Origin of the sequence: Georgenia subflava, assembly GCF_009193155.1 — a bacterium.
Taxonomy (GTDB): domain Bacteria; phylum Actinomycetota; class Actinomycetes; order Actinomycetales; family Actinomycetaceae; genus Georgenia; species Georgenia subflava.
Genome location: NZ_VUKD01000003.1, coordinates 191798 through 209353, shown reverse-complemented (window position 1 = coordinate 209353; position 17556 = coordinate 191798). Strand labels below are relative to the sequence as shown.

General features: G+C 73.4%; 17 protein-coding genes. 5 read left to right on the top strand and 12 right to left on the bottom strand.

Going from position 1 to position 17556, the window contains the following annotated elements:
* Positions 1-5 precede the first annotated feature (5 nt).
* From GD748_RS11045 to GD748_RS11000, 10 genes are all read right to left on the bottom strand, one after another.
* Complete coding sequence (locus GD748_RS11045; RefSeq protein ID WP_152195263.1) at positions 6-764, bottom strand: lysophospholipid acyltransferase family protein; 759 nt, start codon at positions 762-764, stop codon at positions 6-8.
* Positions 764-1570, bottom strand: a complete 807-nt coding sequence (gene cmk / locus GD748_RS11040) for a (d)CMP kinase (protein ID WP_152195262.1) — start codon at positions 1568-1570, stop codon at positions 764-766. The genes GD748_RS11045 and cmk overlap by 1 nt, the downstream gene beginning before the upstream one ends.
* Positions 1567-2697, bottom strand: coding sequence for a prephenate dehydrogenase (locus GD748_RS11035; RefSeq protein ID WP_226921212.1), 1131 nt, complete (start codon positions 2695-2697; stop codon positions 1567-1569). Before GD748_RS11035 ends, cmk begins: the two co-directional genes overlap by 4 nt.
* 83 nt (positions 2698-2780) lie before the next feature.
* Entirely contained in the window at positions 2781-3524 is a 744-nt protein-coding gene (locus GD748_RS11030; RefSeq protein ID WP_152195260.1) for a pseudouridine synthase, read from the bottom strand.
* The gene (gene scpB / locus GD748_RS11025) at positions 3521-4240 is read right to left on the bottom strand and encodes an SMC-Scp complex subunit ScpB (protein ID WP_226921209.1); all 720 of its coding nucleotides are present in this window, start codon (positions 4238-4240) and stop codon (positions 3521-3523) included. The genes GD748_RS11030 and scpB overlap by 4 nt, the downstream gene beginning before the upstream one ends.
* Entirely contained in the window at positions 4233-5333 is a 1101-nt protein-coding gene (locus GD748_RS11020; protein WP_152195673.1) for a segregation and condensation protein A, read from the bottom strand. Before GD748_RS11020 ends, scpB begins: the two co-directional genes overlap by 8 nt.
* Entirely contained in the window at positions 5323-6195 is an 873-nt protein-coding gene (locus tag GD748_RS11015) for a ParA family protein (protein ID WP_405002678.1), read from the bottom strand. The genes GD748_RS11020 and GD748_RS11015 overlap by 11 nt, the downstream gene beginning before the upstream one ends.
* Positions 6196-6266: 71 nt before the next feature.
* Positions 6267-6557 (bottom strand): PLDc N-terminal domain-containing protein, encoded by a 291-nt coding sequence (locus tag GD748_RS11010; RefSeq protein WP_152195259.1) that lies wholly within the window; start codon positions 6555-6557, stop codon positions 6267-6269.
* Between the two features lie 134 nt (positions 6558-6691).
* Complete coding sequence (xerD, locus tag GD748_RS11005; protein WP_152195258.1) at positions 6692-7630, bottom strand: site-specific tyrosine recombinase XerD; 939 nt, start codon at positions 7628-7630, stop codon at positions 6692-6694.
* Between the two features lie 21 nt (positions 7631-7651).
* Positions 7652-8563 (bottom strand): heme o synthase, encoded by a 912-nt coding sequence (locus GD748_RS11000; protein ID WP_152815554.1) that lies wholly within the window; start codon positions 8561-8563, stop codon positions 7652-7654.
* 445 nt (positions 8564-9008) lie between these two features.
* Here GD748_RS11000 and tkt point away from each other — a divergent pair, with 445 nt between their 5' ends.
* Genes tkt through GD748_RS10975 form a run of 5 tightly spaced genes read left to right on the top strand, consistent with a single transcriptional unit; the run spans position 9009 to position 16544 of the window.
* Positions 9009-11195 carry a transketolase gene (tkt, locus tag GD748_RS10995; RefSeq protein ID WP_226921203.1) on the top strand — a complete coding sequence of 729 codons (2187 nt, stop codon included), beginning with the start codon at positions 9009-9011 and terminating at the stop codon, positions 11193-11195.
* A 49-nt stretch (positions 11196-11244) separates the two neighbouring features.
* Positions 11245-12387, top strand: a complete 1143-nt coding sequence (gene tal, locus GD748_RS10990) for a transaldolase (RefSeq protein ID WP_152195255.1) — start codon at positions 11245-11247, stop codon at positions 12385-12387.
* Positions 12384-14069 carry a glucose-6-phosphate isomerase gene (locus GD748_RS10985; protein WP_405002677.1) on the top strand — a complete coding sequence of 562 codons (1686 nt, stop codon included), beginning with the start codon at positions 12384-12386 and terminating at the stop codon, positions 14067-14069. Before tal ends, GD748_RS10985 begins: the two co-directional genes overlap by 4 nt.
* The gene (gene zwf, locus GD748_RS10980) at positions 14066-15595 is read left to right on the top strand and encodes a glucose-6-phosphate dehydrogenase (protein WP_152195254.1); all 1530 of its coding nucleotides are present in this window, start codon (positions 14066-14068) and stop codon (positions 15593-15595) included. The genes GD748_RS10985 and zwf overlap by 4 nt, the downstream gene beginning before the upstream one ends.
* Positions 15596-15620: 25 nt before the next feature.
* Positions 15621-16544: a glucose-6-phosphate dehydrogenase assembly protein OpcA gene (locus tag GD748_RS10975; protein WP_152195253.1), complete on the top strand. Its 924-nt coding sequence runs from the start codon at positions 15621-15623 to the stop codon at positions 16542-16544.
* Positions 16545-16781: 237 nt separating this feature from the next.
* On the opposite strand, the gene GD748_RS10970 is transcribed toward GD748_RS10975, so the two are convergent.
* On the bottom strand, positions 16782-17129 hold the full coding sequence (locus GD748_RS10970; protein WP_152195252.1) for an RNA polymerase-binding protein RbpA: 348 nt from the start codon (positions 17127-17129) through the stop codon (positions 16782-16784).
* 10 nt (positions 17130-17139) lie between these two features.
* Positions 17140-17385, bottom strand: a complete 246-nt coding sequence (gene secG, locus GD748_RS10965) for a preprotein translocase subunit SecG (protein ID WP_152195251.1) — start codon at positions 17383-17385, stop codon at positions 17140-17142.
* Positions 17386-17556 lie beyond the last annotated feature (171 nt).

The window sequence follows — 17556 nt, the reverse complement described above, 5'->3', positions numbered from 1 at the left end:
GGGGGTCATTCTCCCCTGTCGGTGGTCCCGTCACGACCAGGCCCGGCCGCCGGGCCCGCGGGCGGTGCCCCGGGTCCGCTGTCGGCAGGCAGGTCGACGCCGGTCAGTGCGACGGCGTCGCGCACGTGGGCGGTGAGGCCGGTGCTGATGGCGGACATCGCCGTCGCCATGGCCTCACGACCGGTGGACCCGGCCGGGATGTCGAGGTGGATCGGGTCGCCGAAGACGACGTGGAGGCGGCTGCGCGGGGGCGGCACGTAGCCGCGCCTGTCCCCGGTGCGGCGCGTGCCCAGGCAGGCCGCGGGCACGACCGGTGCGCCGGACTGGACGGCGAGCCAGGCGACGCCGGCGCGCACGGAGCTGACGTCGCCCCGGCCCCGGGTGCCCTCGGGGAAGATCCCGACGACGCGCCCCTCCTCGAGCATGGTCTTCCCCACGGCGAGGGCGGCGCGGCCGGCCCTGCGGTCCACCGGGATCTGCCCGGCCCAGGTCATGAGGAAGCCGATCTTCGCGTCGAAGAACTCCTGCTTGACCAGCACGTGCGAGCCGCGCGGCAGGGCGCCGTGCAGCAGCGGCCCGTCGATGACCCCGGTGTGGTTGGAGGCGATGATCACCGGGCCGGTGGCGGGGACCTTCTCGGCGCCGTGGACCTCGGTGTTCCACCAGACGTGGTCCAGGACCCAGCCGACGCGCCGGGACCAGACCGGGCCCCACCGGTAGATGTCCTCGGCGCGGATCCGCTGCCCTCGGCTCTGGCCGGCCATCAGCGTCGTCCCTGGGCCGCGGTCACTACCCCGAGCACCGTCTCGACCGTCTCCTCGATCCCCAGGGACGAGGAGTCGACCGTCACGACGCCGTCGGCCGCGGTGAGGAAGGTCGAGACGGTGGAGTCGTCGGCGTCACGGCGCACGACCTCGTCATGGGTGGCGGCGAGCGTCGCCTCGTCGGCGGTGCCGTGCCGTTCCTTCGCGCGGCGGGCCAGGCGGGCGGCCTCGTCGGCGATCAGGAGGATCCGTACGTCGGCGTCCGGGGCGACGACGGTCGTGATGTCGCGGCCCTCGGCGACGATGCCGCGTCCGCCGGAGCGTGTGCCCGCGACGGTCGGGTCGGACTCGGCGGCGATCAGCTCCCGCTGGAGCCGGGCGAGCTCGGCGCGCACGTCGAGGTTGGTGGCGACCTTGGACACCACGGCGGTGATGTCCGCCTCGCGGATGGCGGCGGTGATGTCGACCCCGTCGCACACCACGCGTGGCTCGGCGGGGTCGGTGACCATCTCCAGGGGCATGCGGCGGACGGCGGCCGTCACGCCTGCGGCGTCGTCGAGGTCGATCTCCCGGCGCCGGCACCACCAGGTGGCGGCCCGGTACATCGCACCGGTGTCGAGGTAGGCGAGCGCGAGCGCGGCGGCCAGCCGCCGGGAGACGGTGGACTTCCCGGAGCCCGAGGGCCCGTCGATCGCGACGACGACGCCGCGCCCCCCGTCTGCCTGTGCTGCCTGCTCCACCGTGTCCTCCTGCCGCGCCGTGGCGCCTGTCGTCCCGGCCCGTCGGCCGGCGGGTGCTGCTGTCATCGGGCGACCACGCGCCAGCCGCGACGGTCCAGCTCCGCCTCCAGCGGTGCGACCGCGGAGGGCAAGACCGACAGGATCGCCAGTCCGACGCGCTGGCCGGCCGAGTGCTCGAGCTGGAGGTCCTCGATGTTGATGCCCGCCTCGCCGACCTCGCCGAAGAGTCGACCCAGCTCGCCGGGGCTGTCCGGCACCAGGACGCTGACCTCCCCGTACCGGCGGGGCGCGCCACCGTGCTTGCCGGGGATCCGGGCCACCCCGGTGCGGCCGGCGGCCACCACCTGCGCGAGCGGGCCGGTGGCGCCGGGAGCGTCGGGCCCCTCGGTGGCGGCGCGGTCGAGGGCCGCGAGCAGCGTGTCGAGGTCGGTGCGGACCTCACGGAGCGCCCGGGCCACGGGCGCGGCGTTGCCGACCAGGATCGTCGCCCAGAGCTGGGGGTCGGAGGCGGCGATGCGGGTGACGTCGCGCAGTCCCTGGCCGGACAGGGCGAGGGCCGCCTCCGGGGTCTCGCGCAGCCGGGCGGCGACGAGCGAGGCGGCGAGCTGGGGCAGGTGCGAGACGAGCGCGACGGCGTCGTCGTGCTCCTGCGCCCCGAGGGTGACGGGAGCTGCGCCGACGTCCACCGCGAGGGAGCGCACGGCGAGCACCGCTGCCGCGTCGGAGGCGGCGCCGGGGACGATGACCCAGGGGCGGCCGGCGAAGAGGTCGGCGTCGGCCGCGGCGGCGCCGGAGCGTTCCCGGCCTGCCATGGGGTGCGAGCCGACGTACCGGGCGGCGCCCTCCCCCGCGTCGGCCTCGACCTCGGCCGCGACCGCGGCCTTGACGCTCGCGACGTCCGTCACGACGGCGGCCGGGTGCCGGGCGAGCTCGGCCAGCACCGTCACGGCCGCGACGTCGGGCGGCGTGGCGACGACGACCAGGGCGGGTTCGCGGTCCGTGCCGGCGGCCGGGCTGCCGGCGCCGATGTCGCGGGCCAGTGCCAGGGCGGACGGGGAGGCGTCGGCCAGCTGGACGGGGACCCCCGCGGCCCGCAGGGCCAGCCCGAGGCTCGCACCGAGGAGCCCGGTGCCGACGACCTTCACCGGTCCCGAGGTGGCGACCGGGTGCGTGGCGGGAGGGGTCTCGGGCACCAGGTGAGGGTACCGCCAAGGCAGGGGCCCGCCGGGGCGCGGCGCGGTGGGGGCGCTCACAGCGCGCGAGGGCACCGCCTCACCTACAGGTCTACGGCCTTCATGAGCGTGCCGAGCTCGGTGCCGCCGATGACCCGGGTGCGGCCCGGGCGCAGGTTGCCGAGGTTGACCGGGCCGATGCGGGTGCGGGTGAGCTGGACGACCGGGTGCCCGACCTCGGCCATGAGACGGCGCACGATGTGGTTGCGGCCCTCGTGCAGCACGACCTCCACCAGGGAGGCGTCGGGGCTGGTCTCCTTGACGGTGAAGGCGTCGACCTTCACCGGGCCGTCCTCCAGCTCGACGCCCTGCTTGAGCCGCTGGCCCAGGCCGCGCGGGACGCGCCCCTCGACGGCGGCGACGTAGGTCTTGAGGACCTCGTAGGAGGGGTGGGCGAGCCGGTGCGCGAGCTCGCCGTCGTTCGTGAGCAGCAGCAGGCCGGAGGTCTCGACGTCGAGGCGGCCGACGTGGAAGAGCCGCTCCGGGCGGTCCGCGACGTACTGCGCCAGCGACGGCCGGCCGCGGTCGTCGTCCATGGTGGACACGACGCCGACCGGCTTGTTCAGCGCGAGCGTCACCACGGAGTCGTCGAGCTGCACCCGCAGCCCGTCGACGTGGATGACGGCGGTCGCCGGGTCCACCCGGGTGCCGAGCTCGCGGACCTTCTCGCCGTTCACGGTCACCCGGCCGGCGGCGATGATCTCCTCGCAGGCGCGGCGCGAGCCGAGGCCCGCCCCGGCGAGCACCTTCTGCAGCCGCACCCCGTCGGGCACGTGCTCGTCTCTCATCTCAGCTCTCCGTCGACGTCGTCCAGTGCGCCCATCTCGGGCAGGTAGGGGGCGAGCGGCGGCAGATCCTCCAGGGAGGACAGCCCCATCCGCTCGAGGAAGTAGGGCGAGGTGCGGTAGCGCATGGCGCCACCCTCCTCGTCGTGGCCCGCCTCCTCGATCAGGCCCCGCGCCACCAGGGTACGGACCACCCCGTCGACGTTGACACCGCGGATCGCGGCGATGCGTCCGCGTGAGACCGGCTGGCGGTAGGCGATGACGGCGAGGGTCTCCAGGGATGCCTGGGTCAGCCGGGCGGTCTGCCCGTCGAGCACGAAGCGGCCGACGACGTCGGCATGGACGGGCGCCGAGTAGACGCGCCACCCGCCGGCGACCTCGCGCAGCTCGAAGCCGCGTGCGCGGGAGCCGCGCTCGCCGCGGTAGTCCGCCGCGAGCTCGGCCAGCAGCTCGAGCACCTGACCCGTGGGCAGGCCGAGGATGCTCGCGAGGTCGGTGGCCGGGACCGGCTCGTCGACGACCATGAGCACCGCCTCGATGGCGCTGAGGTGCTGCTCCGGCAGCACGTCGTCGGGCACCGGCTCGTAGCGCGGTCCGGAGTGCAGGTCCTCACCCACCGCCACGGCCCGCGGCCCGGACTGCATTTCGTCGCCCACCGCCTCGTCGAGTGGCCCGGACGCCATGTGGTCACCCACTGCCTCGTCGCGTGGCTCAGTCATCGTTCTCCTCGTGCTCGGCGGTGGCGGCGTCTGTCTCGTCGACCACGTGGTCGGTGTCGTCGACCACGTGGTCGGTGTCGTCGACCGCGTGGTCGGCACCCGGCTCGACGGGGGCGGTGCCGTCGTACTCCTCGCCGACGGCGATCTCCCCCTCCTCGGCGCCGGACCAGCGGATGGTGAGCTCACCGAGTGCCTCGGCCTGCTCGAACGCCACCGCCCCCTCGCGGAAGAGCTCGAGCAGGGCCAGGAACCGGGAGACGACGACGGCGGTGGAGGTCGCGTCCTCCGTCAGGGCGCGGAAGGTGGCGCTGCGCGTGCGGCGCAGCTTCTCCACCAGCAGCGCGGCCTGCTCGCGCACCGGGACCACCGGGTTGTGCAGGTGGGTGAGCTCGACGGTGGGTGCGCCGGGGCGCGGGGCGAGCGCGCCGGCGGCGAGCCGGGCGAGCTCGTCCGGGCCGACCCGGATCACGAGCTCGGGCAGCAGCGCGGCGAGGTGCGGCTCGAGGGGCACGCTGCGCGGGAAGGTGCGGGCGTTGGTCGCCCACCCCTCCCCGAGGTAGGCGGCGACCTCCTTGTACGCGCGGTACTGCAGCAGCCGGGCGAAGAGGAGGTCCCGGGCCTCGAGCAGCTCGAGGTCGTCGTCGTCCTCCACGGCTCCCCGCGGGAGCAGCCGGGCGGCCTTGAGGTCGAGGAGCGTGGCGGCGATGACCAGAAACTCGCTCGCCTGGCCGAGGTCCCAGTCGGGCCGGCCGGAGATGTGGGCGATGAACTCGTCGGTGACCTCGGCCAGCGCCACCTCGGTGATGTCGAGGCGGTGCTTGCTGATCAGCGACAGCAGCAGGTCGAAAGGACCCTCGAAGTTCGTCAGGGTGACGGCGAAGGTGCCCGCACCCGTCCGCGCGATGGCCGGGGCGGCGTCGGGCGTACGAGCGTCGTGCGGTGCGCCGTCGTGCGTACGAGCGTCGTCTGGTGCGCCGTCGTTTGGCGCACCGTCGCGTGGTGCGCCGTCGGGCGTCGAGACGTCGAGCGGGGCGCCGTCGGGGGTGGGGACGTCCGCGGCCGGCGCTGCGGGCAGGGTTGGTTCAGGCGGCATCGCCACGGGCGACGAGCTCACGGGCCAGACGCCGGTACGCCTCGGCGCCCGGGTGGCTGGGCGCGTAGGTGGTGATCGGCTCGGTGGCCACGGAGGCGTCGGGGAACTTCACCGTGCGGGAGATCATCGTGTCGTACACCTTCTCGCCGAAGGTCTCCCGCACACGCTCGATGACCTCGCGCGAGTGCAGCGTGCGCAGGTCGATCATGGTCGCGAGGATCCCGTCGATGCGCAGACGCGGGTTGATCCGGTCCTGGACGCGCTCGATGCTCTCGACGAGCAGGGCGACGCCGCGCAGGGCGAAGAACTCGGCCTCGAGCGGGATGATCACGCCGTGCGCCGCGGTGAGGGCGTTGACCGTGAGCAGGCCGAGCGAGGGCTGGCAGTCGATGAGGATGACGTCGTAGTCGTCCTGGACAGGGCGCAGCACACGGGCCAGCGCCTGCTCGCGCGCCACCTCGTTGACGAGCAGCACCTCGGCGGCGGAGAGGTCGATGTTTGCGGGCACGACGTCCAGGCCCTCGACGGCCGTCTCCTCGATGATCTCGCGCACGTCGCCGCGCGGCTCCATCAGGAGGTTGTAGATCGTCCGGTCGAGCTCGTGGGCGTTGATGCCCAGGCCCGCCGAGGCGGCGCCCTGCGGGTCGAAGTCCACGATGAGCACGCGTCGGCCGTACTCGGCCAGGGCGGCACCCAGGTTGATGGTCGTCGTCGTCTTGCCGACGCCGCCCTTCTGGTTGCACATGGCGATGATGCGGGCCGGCCCGTGACCCTCGAGCGGGGCGGGGACCGGGAACTCGACCGCGTCGCTGACGGTGCCCACGGCGGCGTCGCGGGTCAGGCCTGGTTGCTCGGTGCTCACGGCGCCACGCTAGTCGACGCCGTCCGGCCGCCCAACACCATCGCCCTGCGTGGCGCAGGATCGCCCGTCGTCTACGGGGACTCGGGCGCCGTCGTCGCCGGGCCGGCCTCGAGCGGGACGAGCCGCACCCGACGCCGCGTGAAGAGGTACAGCAGCGGACCGACGACCGGCGCCGCGACGACGATGACCACCCACAGCACGGCGAGAGGGCCCAGCTTCTGCCGCTCCCGGCCCACGTGGACGAGCGCGACGACCGCGAGGGCGACGGCGATGACGGCCACGACAGGCCAGACGAGCTCGTTCCCGGGAAGGAGGTCGTGCGCCGGCGCCAGTCCCTCGCTCGGCACCTCGGTGGGCGGCATGTGGCCGACCGTACCCCCGCGCCGGGGCCGACGCCCCTCGACCGGATCGGGCACAGCGCGGGCAGCCTCGCGCGCTCCACGACGCCGGTCCCGGCGCGCCGTGGCCGGTCGCCTGCCCGCCAGGCGCGGGGCTCTCAGGCCCGGGCGCGGGGGTGCGCGGCGGCGTAGACCTCGCGCATCGTCTGGACCGTGACCTGGGTGTAGATCTGCGTCGTCGTCACGGACGCATGCCCGAGGAGCTCCTGCACCACGCGCACGTCGGCGCCGCCGGCCAGCAGGTGGGTGGCGAAGGAGTGGCGCAGGGTGTGCGGCGAGATGTGCTCGCTCAGACCGGCCCGACCGGCCGCCGCCTGCAGGACCGCCCAGGCGCTCTGCCGGCTCAGCGGGTTGCCGCGCGTGTTGAGGAAGACGGCCGGGCTGCCGCGCCCGGCCCGGGCGAGCTCGGGCCGGCCGCGCACGAGATAAGCCTCCAGCGCCTCGACGGCGTACCGGCCCACCGGGACCACCCGTTCCTTGCGCCCCTTGCCGAACAGACGCACGGCAGCCACATCGCCGTCGAGGTCCAGGTCGTCCACCGCCAGGCCGACAGCCTCGCTGATCCGGGCACCCGTGCCGTACAGGACCTCCAGCAGGGCGCGGTCGCGCAGCGGGACCGGCCCGTCCCCCAGCGACGCGGCCTCGAGCAGCGCCTCGACGCGCTCCACGGCGACGGCCTTGGGCAGCCGCTTCGCCGACGCGGGCGGCCGGACGGCGGCCGAGGGGTCCGCCGTCGTCGTGCCCTCCTCCAGGGCGAAGCGGTGCCAGCCGCGCACGGCGGTGACGGCGCGCGCCGCGGACGAGGCGGCGAGCGGCGAGCGCCCGTCCGAGCCGCTGCGCAGCGCCTCGACGTAGGCGAGCACGTCGGCCTCGGCCACGCGCTCGAGCTCGGTCAGCCCCAGGCCGGCGAGGAAGGCGCAGTACCTGTCGAGGTCGCGCCGGTACGCGGCGAGGGTGTGCTCGCTGACGCCGCGCTCGATCGCCAGGTGCGCCAGGTACTCCCCCAGCGCGCGTTCGGCCGCCGTGCGTGACGTCATCGTCGATCAGTGTCCCGCGGCTCAGAAGGGCAGGAAGGGATCGACCGCCACCGCGACGAAGACCACCGTCAGGTACGTGATCGAGCCGTGGAAGACCTTCATCGCCGCGAGCTTGCCCCGCTCGGGGTGCAGGGCGCGGCGGTAGAGCTGCACGCAGGACCAGAGGAACCACGCGCCGGCGGCGACGGCCGCGACCGTGTAGAGCCAGCCCATGCCGGCCACCGGGACCAGGGCCAGCGTGGCCGCGACCATCGCGGCGGAGTAGACCAGGATCTGCCGGCCGACGCGCACGTCGTCGGCGACGACCGGCAGCATCGGCACCCCGGCGCGGGCGTAGTCGTTCTTGAACTTCATCGATAGCGGCCAGTAGTGGGGCGGCGTCCAGAAAAAGATGATGAGGAAGAGCACGAGCGGTGCCCAGCCGACGGTGCCCGTCACCGCCGACCAGCCGATGAGCACCGGCATGCAGCCGGCCGCACCGCCCCAGACGATGTTCTGGGAGGTCCGACGCTTGAGCAGGATCGTGTAGAAGACGACGTAGAGCAGGATCGCGGCGAGCGTCAGGCCGGCCGACGCCCAGTTGACGAGAAGGCCGAACCACAGGATCGACACGGCCCCGAGGACGGCGGCGAAGACGAGCGCCTGGGTGTCCCGCAGCTCGCCGGTCACCAGCGGCCGCTGCTTGGTCCGGTTCATCACCCGGTCGATGTCCCGGTCCAGGTACATGTTGAACGCGTTGGCGGAGCCGGCGGCGAAGGAGCCGCCGACGAGCGTCGCGAGCAGCAGCCAGGTGCCGGGCCACCCGTCGGCCGCCAGGATCATCGTCGGAATGGTGGTGACGAGCAGGAGCTCGATGATGCGCGGCTTGGTCAGTGCCACATACGCCCAGAACTTCGACCGCGCCGTGGGCGTCGCCGCCGCCTGCGGGTGCAGCGGCCCGGCCGCGGCCGCCTGCGGGTCCAGCGACCCCGCTGCCTCCGCCGCACGTGCGCTGCCCGCCTCACGCGCCGGCTCCGGGTGCCCCTGCGGGTGGGCGGCGGCGGCCTGCTCGAGCGGCCGGTCGGCGGCCGGGTGGGCGCTGTGCACGTGGATCGTCGCTCCTGATCTGCCCGTGACGTCGGTCACGGACCGCTGGGAGGGCGGAACATTCGCCGCTCCGTCCGCCTTCCATCGTACGTGGACCCGCCCGTCCGGACGGAACTCCTCGCCGTGGTCCTGGCTACAGATCGCCGGCCCGCGGCAACAAATGGACCCCGCCTGCCGGGTCGCGTGCCCGGCGGTAAGGTCGCACAGTATTACGCGCTGCCCGCGGTCACCTCGACCGGTGGAGCCGACGGTCGACATTGTCCCGGGCGGACCGGGACGGAAACGAGGACTTGTGAACTCAACGCCCGCCACCCCCGCCCTGGAGTGGTCCGACCTCGACCGGCGCGCGGTGGACACCGTCCGCGTGCTTGCCGCCGACGCCGTCCAGAAGGTCGGCAACGGGCACCCCGGCACCGCCATGTCGCTCGCGCCCGCCGCATACATGCTCTACCAGAAGGTCATGCGTCTGGACCCGGCCGACGACCAGTGGCTGGGCCGCGACCGGTTCGTCCTCTCGGCCGGGCACTCCTCGCTCACCCAGTACATCCAGCTCTACCTCGCGGGCATCGGGCTCGAGCTCGAGGACATCGCCGCGCTGCGCACGTGGGGCTCGAAGACCCCCGGGCACCCGGAGTACCGCCACACCACCGGCGTGGAGGTCACCACCGGACCGCTCGGCCAGGGCATCGCCTCCGCCGTCGGCATGGCTTACGCCACCCGTAAGGAGCGCGGACTGCTCGACCCGAACGCAGCGGCCGGGACCAGCCCGTTCGACCACCACATCTACGTCATCGCCTCCGACGGCGACCTGCAGGAGGGCGTCTCCGGCGAGGCCTCCTCGCTCGCCGGCACCCAGGAGCTGGGGAACCTCGTCGTCATCTACGACGACAACGAGATCTCCATCGAGGACGACACCAACATCGCCTTCACCGAGGACGTCCTCGCCCGCTACGAGGCCTACGGCTGGCACACCCAGCGGGTGGACTGGACCCACGGCGGCGGCGAGTACTCCGAGGACGTCGACGCCCTCTGGGCCGCGATCCAGGCCGCCAAGGCCGAGACCGGCAAGCCCTCGATCATCTCCCTGCGCACCATCATCGGCTGGCCCGCGCCCACCAAGCAGAACACCGGTGCGATCCATGGCTCGGCCCTGGGCGACGACGAGGTCCGAGCCGTCAAGGAGATCCTCGGCTTCGACCCGGAGAAGACCTTCGAGATCACCGACGAGGTCCTCAGCCACACCCGCGAGAACGCCAAGGCCCGAGCCGCTGCCGCCCGGGACGGCTGGGACCAGGCGTACTCCGCGTGGCGCACCGCTTCGCCCGAGGGTGCAGCCCTGTTGGACCGGCTGCGCGAGCGCGCCCTCCCCGAGGGGTGGACGGAGTCCCTGCCCACCTTCGAGGGCGGCAAGGCGGTCTCGACCCGCAAGGCCTCCGGCGAGGTGCTGTCCGCGCTGGCCGACCCCCTGCCCGAGCTCTGGGGCGGCTCCGCCGACCTCGCCGGCTCGAACAACACGACGATGAAGGGCGAGCCCTCCTTCCTGCCGGTGGAGCGCTCGAGCAAGATGTTCCCGGGCAACGAGTACGGCCGCACGCTGCACTTCGGCATCCGTGAGCACGCCATGGGCTCGATCCTCAACGGGATCACGCTGCACGGCCTCACCCGCCCCTACGGCGGCACCTTCCTCACCTTCTCCGACTACATGCGCCCCGCCGTGCGGCTCGCCGCCATCATGGGGGCCCCGGCCACGTTCGTGTGGACACACGACTCGATCGGCCTCGGCGAGGACGGCCCGACGCACCAGCCCGTCGAGCACCTGACCGCGCTGCGTGCCATCCCGGGCCTCGACGTCGTCCGACCCGCCGACGCCGCCGAGACCGCCTACGCCTGGCGCGGCATCCTCGAGCGCACCGACCGCCCGGCCGGCATCGTCCTGACCCGTCAGGACGTGCCGAACCCCGAGCGCGGCACCGGCGCGGCCGACGGCGAGACCCTCGCCTCCGCCGAGGGCACGCTCAAGGGCGCCTACATCCTCGCCGAGGCGGCCGGGGGCACCCCGGACGTCATCCTCATGGCCACCGGCTCCGAGGTGCAGCTGGCCCTCGCGGCCCGTGAGCAGCTCGCCGCCGAGGGCGTGAACGCGCGCGTGGTCTCCGTGCCGAGCCAGGAGTGGTTCGCCGAGCAGGACGAGGCCTACCGCGAGCAGGTCCTGCCCGCAGCCGTCCGCGCCCGCGTCTCGGTCGAGGCCGGCATCGCGATGAGCTGGCAGCACCTGATCGGAGACGCCGGCCGGGCGATCTCGCTCGAGCACTACGGCGCCTCCGCCGACTACAAGGTGATCTTCGAGAAGTTCGGGATCACCGCCGAGGCCGTCGCCGCCGCCGCCAAGGACTCCATCGCCGCCGCCTCCGGGCACGACGGGGGCGCCGGCGCGACGGACGTCCCTACGCAGGCCGGCACCGGCGACCTGCCCAAGTAACGACCACGGTCACGCCCACCACCCTTCCGACACGTCTGGAGCAGCAACCATGAGTGAGAGCACCACGAACGACCGGCTCCGCGAGCTCAGCGAGCACGGCGTCTCCATCTGGCTGGACGACCTCTCCCGCGAGGCCCTGACCAGCGGGGAGCTCATGTCCCACACGAAGGAGCTCCACGTGGTGGGCGTGACCACCAACCCCACCATCTTCGCCGCCGCCCTCGCCGAGGGCTCCGCCTACGACAAGCAGATGGCGCACCTCGCCGAGCAGGGCACCAGCATCGACGACGCCGTCATCACCGTCACCACCGACGACGTCCGCCACGCCTGCGACCTGTTCACCGACGTCTACGAGGCCACCGGCGGCGAGGACGGCCGCGTGTCCATCGAGGTCGACCCGCGCCTGGCCAACAGCACGGAGAAGACGATCGAGCAGGCCCGGGTGCTGTGGTCGACCGTGGACCGCCCGAACGCCTTCGTGAAGATCCCCGCCACCATGGAGGGGCTGCCCGCGATCACCCAGGCGATCAGCGAGGGCATCAGCATCAACGTGACGCTGATCTTCTCCCTGGACCGCTACCGCGCGGTGGCCGCGGCCTACCTCGACGGCCTGGAGCTGGCGCACCGCGCCGGCATCGACCTGAGCACCATCCGCTCGGTGGCGAGCTTCTTCGTCTCGCGCGTCGACACCGAGGTGGACAAGCGGCTCGACGCCATCGGGACCGACGAGGCGAAGGCGCTGAAGGGCAAGGCCGGCATCGCCAACGCCCGCCTGGCCTTCCAGGCCTACGAGGAGATCTTCTCCACCCCGCGCTGGGAGGAGCTCGCCGCCGCGGGCGCGCACCCGCAGCGTCCGCTGTGGGCCTCCACCGGTGTCAAGGACCCCGCCTACCCGGACACGATGTACGTCGACGAGCTGGTCGTGGACGGCGTGGTCAACACCATGCCGGAGAAGACCCTGCTCGCCGCCGGTGACCACGCCCAGCTGCGCGGCGACACGGTGCACGGCACGTACGCGGAGTCCCGCCAGGTCCTCGACAGCCTCGAGCGTCTGGGCGTGAGCTACACCGACGTCACCGACACCCTGGAGCAGGAGGGCGTTGTGAAGTTCGAGAGGAGCTGGGCCGAGCTCGTCGAGACCGTCGACGCCGCGCTCAAGGGCGATACCGCCACGCAGAAGGCGGCCGAGTGACCACACCCTCCGCGACGATCGCGTGGGCCGGGCCCGAGGAGGGCGCGGTCATCGAGGTCAGCGCGACCGGTGACGCCGCCCGCGCCGTCGGGACGCACCTGCCGACTCTTGTCAGCGACAAGGTCGCGAGCCGGCTGAGCGCGCAGGACGCCACGCTGTGGGGCGCCGACGCGCAGGCCGAGGCAGAGGTGCGGCTGGGCTGGACCGCCCTGCACGAGACCTCCCGGTCGCTGCTCGAGCCGCTGGCGAGGCTGCGCGCCGAGCTGCTGGCCGAGGGCATCGACCGGGTCGTCCTGTGCGGCATGGGCGGGTCGTCCCTCGCGCCGGAGGTCATCACCGGCACCCACGGCGCCCAGCTCGTCGTCCTCGACGGGACCGACCCCGGCCAGGTGCGGCGGGCCCTCGACGGCGACCTGCGCAGCACCGTCGTCGTGGTGTCGTCCAAGTCCGGCACCACCCTGGAGACCGACTCCCAGCGCCGCACGTTCGAGGCCGCGTTCACCGCGGCCGGGATCGACGCCGCGCGCCGGATGGTCGTGGTCACCGACCCCGGCTCACCACTGCAGCAGCAGGCCGCGGAGGCCGGCTACCGCGCGGTCTTCGAGGCCGACCCCACGGTCGGCGGACGGTTCTCCGCGCTCAGCGCGTTCGGCCTCGTGCCGAGCGCGCTGGCCGGGGTGGACGTCGAGGAGCTGCTCGAGGAGGCGGCCGCCGTCGCGCCGTTCTTCGCCGAGGACTCCGAGGCGAACCCCGCCCTCGTGCTCGGCGCGGCCCTGGGGGGCACCGAGCCGCTGCGGGACAAGGTCGTCATCGTCGACGCCGGATCAGGCCTGTTCCACCTCGGCGACTGGGCCGAGCAGCTCGTGGCCGAGTCGACCGGCAAGGCCGGGACGGGGCTGCTGCCGGTCGTCGCCGAGACCGGGGCGCCCGAGCTCGACAGCCCGGCGCCGGACGTCCTGCCCGTCCTGCTCACCCCGCTCGCCGACGAGGACGACAGCGACGCCGACGAGGCGGCCGCGGCGACCACCGAGGTCACCGTCTCGGGCACGCTCGGCGGCACCCTGCTGCTGTGGGAGCACGCCGTCGCGGTCGCCGGGCGCCTGCTCGGCATCAACCCGTTCGACCAGCCCGACGTGGAGGCCGCCAAGGCCGCCACCCGGACCCTGCTTGACGAGACGCCCGGGCCTCCGCCGCCCGCGTTCACCGACTCCGGGGTCGAGGTGCGCGCCTCGAAGGGCCTCCTGACCGGCGCCTCGTCGGTGGGCGAGGCGGTCGAGCGGCTCCTCGCCGAGATCGGCGAGGACGGCTACCTCGCCGTCATGGCCTACCTCGACCGCGAGGGCCGCGCGGCGGACGTCCTGGACGACACCCGCGCCGGCCTGGCCGCGCGCACGGGTCGTCCCGTCACCTTCGGCTGGGGTCCGCGCTTCCTGCACTCCACCGGCCAGCTGCACAAGGGCGGCCCGGCCGTCGGGGTGTTCCTGCAGATCACCGCGTCGCCGCGCGCGCACGTGGACATCCCCGGCCGTGACTTCGACTTCACCACCCTGATCTCGGCGCAGGCCGCCGGCGACGCCCGCGTGCTCGCCGAGCTCGGCCGGCCGGTGCTTCGCCTGCACGTGACCAGCCCGGACGCGCTGTCGTGGCTCGCCGGCCTTCTGGGGGGACCCGCACCGTCATGACCGGAACGAACAACAACCCGCTGCGCGACCCCCTGGACCGTCGCCTCCCGCGGATCGCCGGACCGTCGTCCCTCGTGATCTTCGGGATCACGGGCGACCTGGCGAAGAAGAAGCTCATGCCGGCGGTGTACGACCTCGCCAACCGCGGCCTGCTCCCGCCGTCGTTCGCGCTGACCGGGTTCGGCCGGCGCGACTGGTCCGACGCCGACTTCGCCGCGGTGGTGCACGACGCGGTGCGCGAGAACGCGCGCACCCCGTTCGACGAGCGGACGTGGCAGCAGCTCGCCTCCGGCTTCCGGTTCGTGCGCGGCGAGTTCGACGACGACGAGGCCTTCGACCGGCTGGCCACCACGGTCCAGGAGCTCGACGCCGAGCGCGGCACCGGGGGCAACCACGCCTTCTACCTCTCGGTCCCGCCCAACGCCTTCCCCCTGGTGCTGCGTCAGCTGGCCCGCTCGGGCCTGTCCGGCTCGGAGCCGGACAGCTGGCGCCGGGTGGTCATCGAGAAGCCCTTCGGTCACGATCTCACCTCCGCCCAGGAGCTCGACGCCGTCGTCTCCGAGGTCTTCCCGCCCGACTCGGTCTTCCGGATCGACCACTACCTCGGCAAGGAGACGGTCCAGAACATCCTGGCGCTGCGCTTCGCCAACCAGCTGTTCGAGCCGATCTGGAACGCCAACTACGTCGACCACGTGCAGATCACCATGGCGGAGTCCATCGGGATCGGCTCGCGCGCCGGCTACTACGACGGTATCGGGGCGGCGCGCGACGTCATCCAGAACCACCTGCTCCAGCTCCTGGCGCTGACCGCCATGGAGGAGCCGGTCTCCTTCGACGCCGACGCGCTGCGCGCCGAGAAGGAGAAGGTCCTCTCCGCCGTCGGGCTGCCCGCGGACCTGGACGCCGCCACCGCCCGGGGGCAGTACGCCGCGGGCTGGCAGGGCGGCGCCCAGGTGCGCGGCTACCTGCAGGAGGACGGGATCCCGGCCGACTCGGCCACCGAGTCCTACGCCGCCGTCCGGCTCGACGTCGACACCCGGCGCTGGGCCGGGGTGCCGTTCTACCTGCGTGCGGGCAAGCGCCTGGGCCGGCGCGTCACCGAGATCGCCGTGGTGTTCAAGCGGGCCCCGCACCTGCCGTTCGACCTCGGCGCCACCCAGGAGCTGGGCGCCAACGCCCTGGTGTTCCGGGTCCAGCCGGACGAGGGCGTGACGATCCGCTTCGGCGCCAAGGTCCCGGGCACCGCCATGGAGGTGCGGGACGTGACCATGGACTTCGGCTACGGCCACGCCTTCACCCAGGACTCCCCCGAGGCCTACGAGCGGCTCATCCTCGACGTCCTGCTGGGCGACCCGCCGCTCTTCCCGCGGCAGAAGGAGGTCGAGCTGTCCTGGAAGATCCTCGACCCGATCCTGGAGCACTGGGCCGAGAACGGCCAGCCCGAGCAGTACGCGCCGGGCACCTGGGGACCGGCCGGGGCAGACGAGATGCTGGCACGCGACGGGCGCAGCTGGCGCCGGCCGTGAACCGGACCACGACGAAGGAGCACCGATGATCGTCACGATGCGTTCCACGACCTCCGCGGACGTCGGCGCCCGCATGGTCTCCCTGCGCGACGAGGGCGGCGCCGTCGCCCTGGGTCGCGTCCTCACCCTGATCATCCGGCCGGACGACGACGCCACCGCCGAGCGGGCCATCCGCACGGCGAACGGCGCCTCCCACGAGCACCCCATGCGGGTCATCGTGGTCCTGCCCGACGACGACGCCGCACCGGCGGGCCTGGACGCGGAGATCCGCGTCGGCGGTGACGCCGGGGCCTCCGAGGTGGTCGTGCTCCGTCCGCGTGGCGGCGCCGGCGCCAACCCGGACACCCTGGTCACCCCGCTGCTCCTGCCCGACGCCCCGACCGTGGCGTGGTGGCCGAGCCAGCCGCCGGCGAGCCCGTCCGAGGACCCGATCGGCGCGATGGCCCAGCGGCGGATCACCGAGGCGATCCGCTGCGAGGACCCCGTCGCCACCTTGCACGTCCTGGCCGACGGCTACGCCGCCGGCGACACCGACCTCGCCTGGGGAGGGCTGACCCTCTGGCGCGGCATGCTCGCCGCGGCGCTGGACGAGCCGCCGCAGGAGCCGGTGCTCTCGGCCCAGGTGTCGGGGTCCGCCGAGCACCCCTCGGTGGACCTGCTCGCCGCCTGGCTGCGGGTGAGCCTCGGTGTGCCCGCCACCGTCGTCAACGAGGGCCACGACGCGATCAGCAAGGTCGTGCTCGAGCGCGCCTCGGGACCGGTGAGCATCACCCGGCCGGAGGGGTCCACGGTGGCGGTGCTCTCCCGCCCCGGCCGGCCGGACCAGCGGCTCAACCTGCCCAAGCGCAGCACGGAGAACACGCTCATCGAGGAGCTGCGCCGGCTCGACCCCGACGTCACCTATGGCCGGGTCCTGACCAAGGGGCTGCGCGAGCTCTCCCAGGCCTGACAACCCGGGGACGGAGCACCTTCGCTCGCGCTTTCATCGCCGAGTGACACGTACCGGTCCCCCGTACGCCACTCCGACGGTGCCAAAAGTGTCACGCGACGCCCGCTAGCGCCCAGTGACACGAAAGCGTCGCCCACACGGCGCTCGGACGGTGCCGAACGTGTCAGTCGGCGGTGCGAGGTGCGTGGCGAGCGTGGTGGTGGTGCGCAGCCTCGGTCGGGTCTGACCGCTGGGCAGTCAGCCGCCGCGGCGCTCGCGCAGCGCGGCCAGCGCCTCGTCGAGGAGGGCGGCACCGTCCTCGTCGGAGCGGCGCTCCTTCACGTAGGCCAGGTGGGTCTTGTACGGCTCGTTCTTGGGGGGCAGCGGCGGGTTCTCCCGGTCCTGCCCGGCGGGCATCCCGCACCGGGGGCAGTCCCAGGTCTCCGGGATGACGATGTCCGGCTCCTTTGCGAAGCTCGGACGTACCTCGTGCCCCTGGGAGCACCAGTAGCTCACCCAGACCCTGGGTGCGGCCTCCCCGCGCTCGGCCTCGCCCATGGGGCCCGCACCGACGCGCGAGCCGCGGATCGCACTTCCACCAGCCACGACGATCTCCTCAGAACTCGAACTTCTGGATCAGCCCGATCAGCGCGACGGTGACGCCCCACACGATGGCGACCGCGACGGTGATCCGGTTGAGGTTGCGCTCGGCGACTCCCGAGGACCCGACCGAGCTGGAGATCCCTCCGCCGAACATGTCGGACAGACCGCCACCCTTGCCCTTGTGCATGAGGATGGTCAGGATCAGGAAGAAGCTGGTCAGGATCAGCAGCACCTGGAGTGCGATCCGCAGTGCGTCCAAGGGAAGTCCGTTCGTCGTCTCGAGCTGTGCCGGCGCCGCGGCGCCCCGACAAGGATAAGCGATCCCGACCGTCCTCAGGTCCGTAACCCGCCCGGGCCGGTCGCATCCGTGCCGACACGCGTGTGCCGACACGCGTGTGCCGACACGCGTGTGCCGACACGCGTGTGCCGC

Coding starts and splice junctions, on each gene's coding strand:
- GD748_RS11045 (WP_152195263.1), bottom strand. CDS start 764: ATGGCCGGCCAGAGCCGAGGGCAGCGGATCCGCGCCGAGGACATCTAC.
- cmk (WP_152195262.1), bottom strand. CDS start 1,570: ATGACAGCAGCACCCGCCGGCCGACGGGCCGGGACGACAGGCGCCACG.
- GD748_RS11030 (WP_152195260.1), bottom strand. CDS start 3,524: ATGAGAGACGAGCACGTGCCCGACGGGGTGCGGCTGCAGAAGGTGCTC.
- scpB (WP_226921209.1), bottom strand. CDS start 4,240: ATGACTGAGCCACGCGACGAGGCAGTGGGTGACCACATGGCGTCCGGG.
- GD748_RS11020 (WP_152195673.1), bottom strand. CDS start 5,333: ATGCCGCCTGAACCAACCCTGCCCGCAGCGCCGGCCGCGGACGTCCCC.
- GD748_RS11010 (WP_152195259.1), bottom strand. CDS start 6,557: ATGCCGCCCACCGAGGTGCCGAGCGAGGGACTGGCGCCGGCGCACGAC.
- xerD (WP_152195258.1), bottom strand. CDS start 7,630: ATGACGTCACGCACGGCGGCCGAACGCGCGCTGGGGGAGTACCTGGCG.
- tal (WP_152195255.1), top strand. CDS start 11,245: ATGAGTGAGAGCACCACGAACGACCGGCTCCGCGAGCTCAGCGAGCAC.
- zwf (WP_152195254.1), top strand. CDS start 14,066: ATGACCGGAACGAACAACAACCCGCTGCGCGACCCCCTGGACCGTCGC.
- GD748_RS10975 (WP_152195253.1), top strand. CDS start 15,621: ATGATCGTCACGATGCGTTCCACGACCTCCGCGGACGTCGGCGCCCGC.